Annotated in this window: 7 protein-coding genes; 4 read left to right on the top strand and 3 right to left on the bottom strand. The window is 55.9% G+C overall.

The window, feature by feature from the left end; all coding sequences use genetic code 11:
• Window positions 1-1,697: AAA family ATPase (locus ACHWRX_RS01770; protein ID WP_394657867.1), on the top strand; the 1,697-nt coding region annotated here is incomplete at its 5' end.
• Window positions 1,698-2,154: 457 nt separating this feature from the next.
• A complete protein-coding gene (locus ACHWRX_RS01765) occupies window positions 2,155-3,111 on the top strand; it encodes a hypothetical protein (RefSeq protein ID WP_394657866.1) in 957 nt (318 codons plus the stop codon).
• Window positions 3,112-3,153: 42 nt separating this feature from the next.
• On the opposite strand, the gene ACHWRX_RS01760 is transcribed toward ACHWRX_RS01765, so the two are convergent.
• The gene (locus ACHWRX_RS01760) at window positions 3,154-3,768 is read right to left on the bottom strand and encodes a serine O-acetyltransferase (RefSeq protein ID WP_394657865.1); all 615 of its coding nucleotides are present in this window, start codon (window positions 3,766-3,768) and stop codon (window positions 3,154-3,156) included.
• Between the two features lie 489 nt (window positions 3,769-4,257).
• Here ACHWRX_RS01760 and ACHWRX_RS01755 point away from each other — a divergent pair, with 489 nt between their 5' ends.
• Window positions 4,258-6,441 (top strand): Ig-like domain-containing protein, encoded by a 2,184-nt coding sequence (locus ACHWRX_RS01755; protein ID WP_394657864.1) that lies wholly within the window; start codon window positions 4,258-4,260, stop codon window positions 6,439-6,441.
• Window positions 6,442-6,568: 127 nt separating this feature from the next.
• Here ACHWRX_RS01755 and ACHWRX_RS01750 read toward each other — a convergent pair whose 3' ends face one another.
• Window positions 6,569-7,423 (bottom strand): hypothetical protein, encoded by an 855-nt coding sequence (locus tag ACHWRX_RS01750; protein WP_394657863.1) that lies wholly within the window; start codon window positions 7,421-7,423, stop codon window positions 6,569-6,571.
• Window positions 7,424-7,798: 375 nt separating this feature from the next.
• On the opposite strand from ACHWRX_RS01750, the gene ACHWRX_RS01745 reads away from it, so the two are divergent.
• Window positions 7,799-9,157 (top strand): lipopolysaccharide biosynthesis protein, encoded by a 1,359-nt coding sequence (locus tag ACHWRX_RS01745; RefSeq protein WP_394657862.1) that lies wholly within the window; start codon window positions 7,799-7,801, stop codon window positions 9,155-9,157.
• 59 nt (window positions 9,158-9,216) lie between these two features.
• Here ACHWRX_RS01745 and ACHWRX_RS01740 read toward each other — a convergent pair whose 3' ends face one another.
• Window positions 9,217-11,670: a hypothetical protein gene (locus ACHWRX_RS01740; RefSeq protein ID WP_394657861.1), complete on the bottom strand. Its 2,454-nt coding sequence runs from the start codon at window positions 11,668-11,670 to the stop codon at window positions 9,217-9,219.
• Window positions 11,671-11,765: the final 95 nt, after the last annotated feature.

Below are 11,765 nucleotides of genomic sequence, written 5' to 3'. Positions count from 1 at the left end.
GCTATGCCGGCACCGGCAAATCGGCGATGCTGGGGGTAGCGCGCGAGGCGTGGGAGCGTGAAGGCTATCAGGTGCGTGGCGCTGCGCTGTCAGGGATCGCGGCCGAGAATCTGGAGAGTGGATCGGGCATCCATTCCCGCACTATCGCCAGCCTGGAACATGGCTGGGCGCAGGGCCGCGACTGGCTTGGCCCCAAGGACGTGCTGGTAGTGGACGAGGCCGGCATGATCGGCACCCGCCAGATGGAGCAGGTGCTGTCCCACGCCCGCGACGCCGGTGCCAAGGTCGTGCTGGTGGGTGACCCAGAGCAGTTGCAGGCGATCGAGGCAGGCGCGGCATTCCGGTCGATCACCGAGCGTCACGGCGCGGCCGAGATCACCGAAGTCCGCCGGCAGCGCGAGGGCTGGCAAAGGCAAGCAACCCGCGCACTCGCCACGGGGCGGACGGCCGAAGCGCTAGATGCCTATGCTGCGTACGGCATGATTCATACGGCCGATACGCGCGAGGCGGCGCGTGAAAGCCTCGTGGAAGGGTGGGATCGCCAGCGCCGTGCCGATCCCAAGCAAAGCCGCATCATCCTCACCCACACCAATGCCGAGGTTTGGGAGCTGAACAGGGAAGCGCGCGACCGGCTTCGCACGACCGGCGATCTGGGTGAAGACGTAGCGTTTACGGCCGACCGTGGCGCCCGTGACTTTGCGGCGGGCGATCGGCTTATGTTCCTACGTAATGAGCGCTCGCTGGGCGTGAAGAACGGCACGCTGGGGACGATCGGCCGCGTCACCCCCAAAGGCATGACGGTGCGGCTCGACGATGGGCGCGATGTCACATTCGCGGCGAAAGACTATGCAGCGGTCGATCACGGCTATGCCGCTACGTTTCACAAATCGCAGGGCGTGACAGTCGATCGCGTTCACGTTCTCGCAACACCGGGTATGGACCGGCACAGCGGCTATGTCGGACTATCGCGGCATCGCGACGGCGTGCAACTTCATTACGGTCGCGACGATTTCGCCGATCAAGGTAAGCTCGCTCAGGTGCTGTCCCGCGATCGCGGCAAGGACATGGCCAGCGACTATGCGCCCGATCGGAGCGCGCAAGACCATACCCGCGCGTTCGCCGATCGGCGCGAGATCTGGTTGCCGAAACTCGCGCGTGCTATGTTCGATAAGGCGAAAGGGAATGCAGCGCCGGTTCAACGGCCTACGCGAGAGGGCGTGGTGCAGAGTTGGAGCGCTGAGCATGAGCGAGCCCTTTCTGGCGTTCAGACTCGCGCCATGCGAGCCCATGCACGCGCTACGGGAATGTACCATCGGCATGAGAAGGTCAGGGATGACCATGCCCGTACACAGCCGTCCGCGCCTCGCGGTCCGCTCGCGATCCTGCGGCGCACAGCTCATGAGGCTGCGCAGTCCAATTGGGAAAAGGCTGCCCATGCGCTGCAAAAGCGTTCTACACAGCTCGCCAAACGCCTGAATCACATCAAAGAGTATCTTGGCCCTGTCACCGGGCATCGTCGCCATCGGGGTAATGACCTTGCCCGTGCCAAGGTTGAGCAAGCGCATCCCTATCTCACGAAGCTCTATGATGCGGTCATGCGCGAACGCCGGGCCGAGCGTCAGCAGGAACAGCAGCGCGGATGGATTAGACAGCAGGAGCGGGATCGCGGTCGTGACGACCGTGGGCGCGAGCGCTAACTTTCGCAAGCCGCGTATAGTCGCCTGCTGGTGTCCCGTTTCTCCATGTTGAATGGAAAATTTCGGGATAACGCATTCGGGAACAGATTATGGGAAGATCGGGTAAGCGACGCGCGCGATCAGCGCATACTCCCCGGCCGCCCCGTTGGAGGTTCTCAATCGGGAAGAATGGCCTCGCGATAGCATGCGATCGGTTATTGATGAATTTCCAAGAAGGAACCAGCCCGAGGCATAATTACTGATTTGAGGTCGAGGGCTAAGCCTGCTTTCGCCAAACTTCGGGGAGGAGCAACCGCGATGCGTCGCTCCAAACCCAGAGGTATCACTAGTGCATCGCTCGGCGCCTTATCCTTGGTTCGGACACCTAACATGGTGGAAGTGTCACACGGATGGTGTCGGAGGCATGCGACAGGTGCTACGAACAGATCGGTCGTCTAATTTGCACAGGACACGAGCAATGATCCGCCATCTCCTCGCTGCTTCAGCTTTGGTGGCCGGCCCCAGTTTTGGCCAGGCAATCACGAGTGCAAAGCCTCACTCACCGGCCATTACTGCCAAGCCCAAGGACTTTGGCAGTTCGGGTCAGATCGCCTATGGCTCGACGAAGAATGTCCATGCTCTGCGCGCCATGGTCGCCTTTCCGCTGCGGACAGCGGAAAAACCGATCGTAATAAGTGATATAATTGCAGATGATGCTCGAGACTTTATTGCACCGGAGAAAGGAAAACCGACGACGATTAACAAAGTGATAGTCGAGCGGGTAGAGGCCAAAGTTGGCAAGCGCGGTATCTATATTCGTGGTGATAGCGCTGACTGGACCATTCGTGATTTTCGTTTTACCGGTTCAACGCCGCGCACTGACAGTTCGATTCCAGTCGGTATTGCTGTTAACGGCACCGCTCATAATATTTTGATCGAGCGCGGCCACTTAGCCGACTTCCGTACGAACTGGCCTGCAAACAAATACGCTAACGGCGACTGTGTGAGTACCGAACGAGGGAACTTCAACGTCACCATTCGCAAGGTGGCTTGTGAAAGTCCGAGCGATGGAGGCTTCGATCTCAAGAGCAGTAACACCCGGCTTGATGATCTGAGTGTCACGAACGCCGGCCACTATAGCTATCGTCTATGGGCGCAGGGTACTGCAGGCACGCTCACCTCGATCAATCCATCTTGGGGACACGTTCAAGCGACAAGCCTCACCACAGATTGGATCATCGACAAGCTCATTGCCATTGGCGACAAGCCTCTTGTCGTCTTCGGGAAAGAGGGGGGCAAAATCAGTGTGCGATCGTGTGATCTATCACGTTGGACCGGTACTGAGAGAGTTAAGGGTGAGGGCTCCGTGACATTCGGACCAACGTGCATGATTTCAAAAAGAAAAAATAGCAGGGCGACGAACTCCGCTACATAGTCTTTGGATGATGCCCTCGGCATCTTCTAATACATGCTGAGGCTATACCTGGGTTTCCCAAGGCACAGGGCCAACAAATGCACCTTTGCAGCGATTTATGAGAGGGTCCGGTACTTGGCGGTTGATGTAGCCTTCGGAACCTGAGGTGGAGATCAGCTTTGCAGGGACGCCGCCCACTACGCCGTCTTCCGGCACATCTTTGGTGACTACCGCATTGGCGCCGATAGACGCGCCGTTACCGATCATGACGGCGCCGATCACCTTTGCCCCCGAGGCCATAAATACCCGATCTCCAAGTATCGGGTTGCCTGCTCGTGGACCACGATTGAGCTGACCAAGCATTCCGCCATGCGTGTAGTTTACATTCCGACCGATAACCACATCACCATTTACATAGATTCCACCGAATCGATTGATAAAAAATCCAGGACCTATAACTGTGTACTCTGGTATGGCGATACCGTACTTATAGCGCGCTCGTAGCAAAAGCCACTTTGCTATAGGGAATAAACCAAAAGCCATCAAAGGCTTTGTCTTTAAATACCCACAGGTCCGCATGATAACGGTGTACTTGTATCCAGGGGTGAAAAGGTAATGCTTGGCGAAGGCTTGTGCGCCTGTGCGCCCAGCATAGCGATAAAGATCCGCCGCAAGCACTGCGCGTAGCGAACGTAGCCGTGGAATGCAGCCTCTTAGATGAGGCTTGCTTGGTCTATCATCTAAAGTTTCCTGCATTGATGTCCTCAGTCATTACATCTGCGCATGGCATATTTTAAGGTATCTTTTACAATAGATTTGAATGATATTGCCTGTGACAATATATATAACAAAATTAATCATGTAAATTTATATGTTATAAACCTAAGTGTAAAAATAGCGGTTGATATAATAAGTTGTTAATCAGTATAATTGGATAAATTTTAAATAATTAAAAATTCTTGCTTTTTCATCCTCGTTTTTAGGTCCCGCCTGAACCAAAGGTTAACGCGCGGGCAACTTCATTCATGGATATTTATGCAATAACAGAGGGGTAGATTCGAGTTCCGGTGGGCGGCTTTCTATTGTAAGTGGCGCGCTGAAAGGGCTTTGGCCAGCGATATGACAGATGCCATGCGGTGATGCCGCTGGCCATTCGAGGATTGGCGTATGACATTGCTGAATGGCATGCTTGGTAAAGAGACGTACCTCCAGGGCAAGTATCTTGCCGTTGGTTTCAGTAGCAGCGGAACGATCGGCACGACCAAAAACGTTATGCCAGAATTTAACACCGATTTGGCCGCTGGCTATAAGCGACTCGGCCTGATCGGAGATACCGATGGTTTTGGTACGGGCAAGGCAGCAACGCACGATGCCATCGTGCGTGGTCTGGCGATTGAAGGGTTCAATATCGGCTACAAGACCGGTGGCGCAACCTACGTTCGTTCGAACCAGGAACTTGCGGGCTTGAGCCAGATCAACGGCACTGCAAGCAACGCCTCCACCAAAACCGTCGCAGAGGCTGATTGGAAGGGTGCAACAAACGAGAAGCTTGCGATCGACCAGAAGGTCACACTGACCGACGATGCCAAGTTCCTGCGATTTGAGGTCACCTTGACCAACAATTCGGCGGCTTCGATGTCCGACTTGCGGTACTTGCGCACCGTTGATCCGGATCTGGCGGACGGCTTCGCCACCGTCAACACGATCGTAAAGCAGGGTGCTGGTGGTGCCTTGGTGACTGCCGCCGCCAAGGCTGGCGCCGACCCGATGTTCCTCTATTCCAATGACAATCGTGCTGTCGTGACGACCGGTGGGTTTATCAACCAAGACCCTTATGCCTCATCCGTTACCACGGCGCAGGCAGTTGGCACGACGACCAAGACCGACGTGTCGATGAGTATCAACTTCGATCTTGGGTCTTTGGCCGCGGGCAAGTCGACCACTGTCGTGTTCTACATGGGCATCACCGACAATCTGACCAGTACGATCGCCGAGATCGACAAGCTGCCGGGTGCAGGCACCCCTGCACCGAGCGCGCCGGCCAACACGGCGCCAGTCGCTGCTGCCGACAGCTTGGCAATCGTCGCTGGCGAAGTGGGCAAGGGTAATGTGCTCCTCAACGACAAGGACGCCAACGGCGATGCTTTAACCGCCAAACTCGACAAGGGGCCTGCGCACGGCACGGTAACACTGTCTGCGGACGGCAACTATGTCTATAAGGCTGATGCCGGCTATGTCGGCAACGACAGCTTCACGTATCTGGCCAACGACGGCAAGGCGACTTCGTCCGCGATGGTTTCCGTGACGGTTAAGGCGCCGGTGCCTGCGATTCCGGCCAATACGGCACCCGTTGCAGCTGCCGACAGTGTGGCGATCGTTGCTGGCGAGATTGGCAAGGGCAATGTGCTTGTCAACGACAAGGATGCCAACGGCGACGTTCTGACAGTGAAGCTCGACAAAGGGCCTGCACATGGCACTGTCACGCTGTCTGCCGATGGCACTTATGTTTACAAGGCTGCGAACGGTTATGTCGGTAGCGACAGCTTTACCTATGTGGCCAATGATGGAAAGGCGACCTCATCTACAACCGTAGAGGTAACGGTGAAGGCACCGCCGCTGGCCTTCCCAAGCTTGCCGGACTCTCCATTGCTTCAGCGTGCTGGAACGGTGAACGGTTCCGCATCGACCAACGAGACCCTGACCGGGACGAGCCAGCATAACAGCTTCTACTTCGACTTGGCTGCGAAATCCGGTTCCGACAAAATCACGAATTTTGGATCGGCCGATGTCCTGGTGACAAAAGGCACGCTGTTCGATGGCAACGGTGATGGCTTGATCACATTTTCCAAGTCAAAGTTAGGTTTGGACGGGGCCGGGAGCGTTGATAATGTGACTCTTGCGGGTGTGTCCGCTCTCCGCTTCCTGGGTACCGATGATAACGGCTTGTCGGTTTATGCCAACGCAGGGGTAAGGCCGAAAGGCGCGATCGAAGGAAAGATCAGCGACGATATTTTGAAAGGCGATGCTCCGGACAGCAAGAAGAACGTGTTCTTCTTTGATAGCGCGCTCGACATTCATCTCGGCGATGACCGCATCGAAAATTTCGGTGCTAAGGACCTGCTTGTTACCACCAAAGCTTTGGCAACCACGTCCTTGGGGGTAAGCGGCACTGCGAAGTTGATTGGTGCTGATGGTGTGGTTGGCGAAGTCGGTACCGTTGAACTACACGGCTTGAATGGTGCAACAATTCAGGCTCTAGAATTCGATGGATCGATTAATCACAAAGGCTCGACCTATTACGTCTATAGTCTTGAGGGTTCGGCAGTAGGATTGGCTGCTCTAAGCTTCTAAAATAGAAGCTAACTATTTGGATGACCATCCAATACAGCCCTGACAGAATTAACTTTCACAAGTCAGGTTGAATAAAAAAGGCCTGCCCTTCGCTTGAAAGGCAGGCCTTTTTTAATTGTGATGCGGATCAAGCCGGGAAGATTGCGCCCGGGACCGCGCCATGATCGGCGGTTCCATAGTAATAATAGGTCGCGTCGCCGATGGTCTTCTCACCGAGGTAAGTGACAGCGGTCTTGTTAGGCTGGTTGAGGTCGAACTGACCGCCCGGGCCAGTGCTCGGATCGCTCGACGAAGGCCCACCAGCGCCAGACAGATCAAGAACCAGGTTCTTGCCGAACGTCACAACGCCACTGTTGTTGCTGTCGTACAGCTTCGAGGTGAAGACCAGCAGATCGTCTTTGCCGAAACCATTAATGACGTCGCCGCCAAAGTTGAGGCCAAGCTTGTTATCGGTGAGCAGAGCCACCGAGGTCTTGCCAAAGTCGAATGTGTTGTCGCCGACATCGTTGTCGATGTGTAGAGCCTGAGCCGCTACCGAGCTATCACCCGCGGTGCCGCCGGCCGTGTTATCAAAGCCCTTGGTAAAGTGGCCAAGCAACTGATCGCGGGTGAGGGCATCAGCATAGGCGTAGCCGCCATCCTTGGTGCCAAGGTAACGGATGGTGGTAACCAAATCACCACCGGTGCCGCCGACTGTGATCTGATCTTCACCAGCGTTCTTCGAGCTAGTGCGATCGACATCAAGAACGTTGTTAGGCCCGAAGCTGATGTAGCCATCGCCGTTGCCGTCGTAGATTTTCTTATAATTGATGATCGAATCGTCAGAGCCGAAATTCTGAAGTTGATCGTCTCCCAAGGCACCTTCGTTCATGATAAATGCGTGGGAGCCACCAGCGCCGCTATAGAGGTCGCTTTCGCCATTAAGAGCCAATACGACCTTGCCGGCTGTGGTAATCAGTGTGCTGTTGTCGCGAAAAGCCATGTGCCTGTTCCCTGTAAGACGCGCAAAAAGAGGACCGCCCCCGACTCACGCCTGGAGTAGCAGTTGCGCTATCGTTAACAGTTCGTCAACCATTTGGTTGCGACCGAAGAACAAGCACCGGATCGGATTTCAGTGGATTTTGCGAACCCTGGAATATTTTATTTATCTTACAGAGACTTACTCCCAAACCACGTGTAGCCTTATGGGTTGTAGGCTGCAAAGTGTCCCAACTTGGGTAGGATAACGGATTATCTTTGTAAACCATAAGAAGGCGGGAACCTTTTTTGGCCGAGGCATTGCCGTAGCGAGCTGTGGCGGTAGCGAGAAAGCCTGTGACTGATATAGCGGAGGCTTTTCCAACATGATCGGCACTTCATGATCCACCCGTCGGATCAGGCCTCGCCTGCTTCTAGTTCAACCTCTGCTTCTAAAAAGACAGAGAAACATGGTAGATTCGTCCGCGAATTGATCAGTGTGGCAACCAGTCGCATATCGGTGAAGATCATGCAGTTCGTATCGAGCCTAATCGTTGCACGATTACTCGGCCCCGATGGGCGTGGAATGGTGTCGGCCCTTACTGTCCCGTCTCAACTGGCCGTCAGCGTCTCAGAAATGGGGGTGCGCCAATCAACTGCTTTCCACCTGGGTCGCAAGATCATACCGCTCCCTCGATTACAGCCCACGTTGCTTGCCATGGTGCCGATCGCCAGCGCGGCTGCCATTGTTTTATCGCTTATCTATTTTGAATTTGTAGGCATAGCGCGCGGCAATTGGACGCTGCGCATTCTGGCAGTCGCGACGATCCCGCTATCCTTGTCTGCAAGTTATGCGAGTGGAGTGTTCCTGGGCCAGCAACGGATTGCCGAATTTCGCAAAACCAGCTGGCGCCCTGGCTTTATTAGCCTCGTTTTGGTGATCCTACTGGGTTGGGCAGCGGGATGGGGTATATACGGTGTGATGCTGGCGACGGCGGGAGGAGCCCTGGCAGCTTCGGCTTATGCGCTCTTCCTGCTCGGCAAGGAGCAGCCTCTAAGGCTTGGCTTCGATCGGGCGGTTGCCATGCAATTGCAGCGCAAGGGCATCAGTTATGCGGCCTCATTGGTCATCCTGATGCTGAACTACCGGGTCATGATCCTGCTGCTGACCCGGCTCGGCACACTGACGGATGTTGGATTGTATGCACAAGCCATCGCTATCGCCGAGCTGATCTGGGAGGTGCCTACCATGCTCGGGTCGCTGGTCCTGTCGCGCGGCGTCAATGCCAAAGATGAAACGCTATTCTCCCGTAAGGTGCTGCTACTAGCGCGATTGGCCTTCGTCGCCGCTGTGGTCATCAGCATATTTGTGGGGTTTGCGGCCAAGTACCTGTTTCCGATCCTTTACGGCCATCGTTTTGAGCAAAGCGCGGACATCTGCATCCTGCTGTTGCCGGGTATTGTCGCATTCATCGTGTTCAAGGTCCTGCACATCGATTTGGCCGGGAGAGGCAAGCCATGGACGGCCATGATCATCATGGTACCGGTGCTGGTGCTCAATGTCGCACTCGGTTGGGTGATGATTGTGCGATATGGCGCCATGGGAGCAGCGGTTGCGTCAAGCGCCTGTTATCTTGTCGCCACCGTCGGCTACGTCATCTTGTACAATCGGGTCACTGGGCTATCGCTGCGCGATATTCTGTTGCCTCAGCCTGGCGACCTCGGGATGATCCGGCGGGCTCTTCCTTTCGGCCGTTAGCTTCAAGCGACGGGAAAGGCGATATGCGCGCCTTCCCCGTCGCTTTCAGCCCAATATGCTCAGCCCAGCGCGTCGAGGCCGACTGCCGATCCGACATGGCTATAGACATAGTAGCTGATGCCGTCGCTTTGCCTGACGCCATCGTATTCTAGGCTCGACACAGTCGCCCCGCCGACGCCAGTGATGGCAATGTTGCCGACGGAAGCGCCTTCGTCGTAAAGCGTGAAGATGCCACCCGCAGCATCGACATGTGAGCCGACAGCACCCGAGCCGATCTGGCTGGTGGTGATGATAACGTCCTTGGCACCGAAGTTGATCACCTTGTCGGCACCCAAGGCACGATGCAGCGCCGTATCGAAGAAGAAGGCGGCTGTGGCAGTGTCCGTCTTGCCCCCGGCCAGAATGTCGGCCACCGTCAACTTGCCCTCAATCGCGTTTTTGGGCCTGGCCGCTGCGTCAGCGTAGACGAAGCCTTCACTCGTAGAACCCATCGACCGGAGCCCCATCGAGCCCAGGTTCAGATCTTTAACAAGATTGCCCGAAGCGCCGCCCAAGCTCAGGCCTGCCTTGCCCGGGACGATGTAGCCGTCGCCGTTTCCGTCATTCAGTGCTACCTTGGTGACAAGGGCATCTGTTTTGCCAAAGCCTTTGATGCTGTCAGTGCCGGTCGGGCCAGCCTTCACGTCGAAGTAGAAGGTGTCGCGTGCATTGGTCGCGATATAGGTCTCGTTCGCCGCAGTGGAGGCATAGAACTTTTCGGTAACGGCTTTAGGCAGAGTGGCACCGGCTTTCCATACGCTGGCATCGCCGTAGACGTAGCCGTTCTCTGTCTGGCCTATCAGTCGCAGTCCCTTGCTCAGTCCTTCGATCTGAAGGGAGTTGCCTGCACTGATGTTCAGCGTGCCGTCCTTGCCAAGGCTTGTGACGCCTTCGCTATTGGCGTTCCCTAGCTTCTGGGCAAACACCACTAGGTCGTTAGCTGCAAAATTCTTGATCACATCGGCACCGTTCGCCTTGGATTGGTCGAACAGGAACATCTCCGCCATTGAGGTTGCCTTGAAGGTGTCGTTGGCGGCGGTACCGGTGACCTTCGACCAGGCTCCAGCGATGCTCGTGCTTGTCGCCATGGGATTGTTCAAAGCGGCCGAGACGGTTGGAATGACCGAATTGGCGATAGGCGCAGGAATGTTTGCTGCAATCGGCGTGCTTGAAACAACAACCGGAGCGCTTACGGCTACTGTAGCGCCAGCGGCACTCGGGACAACTATAGCCGTTGGGGTGCCAACAGAGGGAACCGAGGTGTTCGCAGAGGATGCGTTGGCAATCTCTTTAACGAAGCTGCCGTCGCTGTAATTGGCGCCCTGCGACGAGGTCCCACCTGCCACGACCTTGTCCACCATGGTGGCGATGAAACCAATTGGCTTGATACCCACATACGTGGTCGCCGTCACAGCCTGCTTGATGCTCGTGTCGATCAGCGTCACTTGGCCACTGCTGTCAATGACCTTGGTCTTCGACCCCGCGTCCGAGAACGTGCTGTTGATAACCGTTACGCTTCCTGTCTTGTCGACCCAAAGCTGCGCCTGCGAACTGGTGCCGCCGCGGGTATGAGGATTGAGGCCAATCGAATCGATGATCTTTACGTCGGTGCCCCAGATGCGGAAATTCCGGGCATTGTCCTCCGCGACAGCACGAAGGAAAGTGACATGGCTTGCCTTAATATCATAACCGCCATCGGTGTTGCCACGCGCGACGGTGTCTTCGAACGTCAGATTGTAGGTGCCGCGCTCGGCTGCGAAGCCGTCACCGTTCCAGTAGCTGCCAACGCCTCGATCACCAGTGGCATTCTCCATCGTGACCTTGCGAAGCAGGACGTTATGGACGGTATCGGCCAAGTGGACGCCCATGGTAAAGCCGTCATCATCTTGCCGCATGCTGTCGCCTCGGACGTTTTCCACGATGACGTCGTGGGTGTCGTATTGCAACCGAACGACATTCTCGGAGAAACCCTTTACGTCGATGTCGCTGATCTTCAGGCCACTGATCGTGGCGGTCTTGTTGCTGCCGGCAACATAGTTTTCAAAGAAGCGCTGAACATTGTTCGCATCGATATGCTGAACTGTCAGGTTCTTGACGTCACCACCAACCTTGAACGCGGTTCCGGTATTGTCGATCCGCATGTTCTCAAAGACGAGATTGTCTGCACCCTTGTTGATGCGAAACAGTTCGTTCCCGTCTACCGCGCCTCTAGTCCAGTTTACTGCGCGTGTGCCGGTAAAATGGGCGTCACCCGCAGTACCATCGGTGTTGATGCCCTTGACGGTGACACCAGTACCGTAGAGGTTGATTGATGTCTTCATGACATAATCACCCTTGTCTGCGGCGAGCAGCACGGTACCGCCGGCTCCAGCCTTCTTCATCATGCCGTCTAGGTTGGTGATGGCGGCCGCGTTGGCCCAGCTCGATCCGCTCTTATCGCCCGATCCCGTCGGGGTAATGTAAGTCGTCGCCATGTTCGGAGATCCTGCAGCAATCCGCGGCAGTCGCCTGCCTGATGGCTACATTTTGCCCACTACAGCTTGCCACTTCCCTTTTCGGCAAGGTTAAC

The organism is uncultured Novosphingobium sp. (genome assembly GCF_964277725.1).
In the GTDB taxonomy this organism is placed as follows: domain Bacteria; phylum Pseudomonadota; class Alphaproteobacteria; order Sphingomonadales; family Sphingomonadaceae; genus Novosphingobium; species Novosphingobium fluoreni.
The sequence above is the reverse complement of the archived record's forward strand: the minus strand, read 5'-3'. Positions and strand labels throughout refer to the sequence as shown.

Excerpts from the sequence above, each read along its gene's own strand:
- ACHWRX_RS01765 (WP_394657866.1), top strand. The coding sequence starts at position 2,155 with ATGATCCGCCATCTCCTCGCTGCTTCAGCTTTGGTGGCCGGCCCCAGT.
- ACHWRX_RS01755 (WP_394657864.1), top strand. The coding sequence starts at position 4,258 with ATGACATTGCTGAATGGCATGCTTGGTAAAGAGACGTACCTCCAGGGC.
- ACHWRX_RS01750 (WP_394657863.1), bottom strand. The coding sequence starts at position 7,423 with ATGGCTTTTCGCGACAACAGCACACTGATTACCACAGCCGGCAAGGTC.
- ACHWRX_RS01745 (WP_394657862.1), top strand. The coding sequence starts at position 7,799 with ATGATCCACCCGTCGGATCAGGCCTCGCCTGCTTCTAGTTCAACCTCT.
- ACHWRX_RS01740 (WP_394657861.1), bottom strand. The coding sequence starts at position 11,670 with ATGGCGACGACTTACATTACCCCGACGGGATCGGGCGATAAGAGCGGA.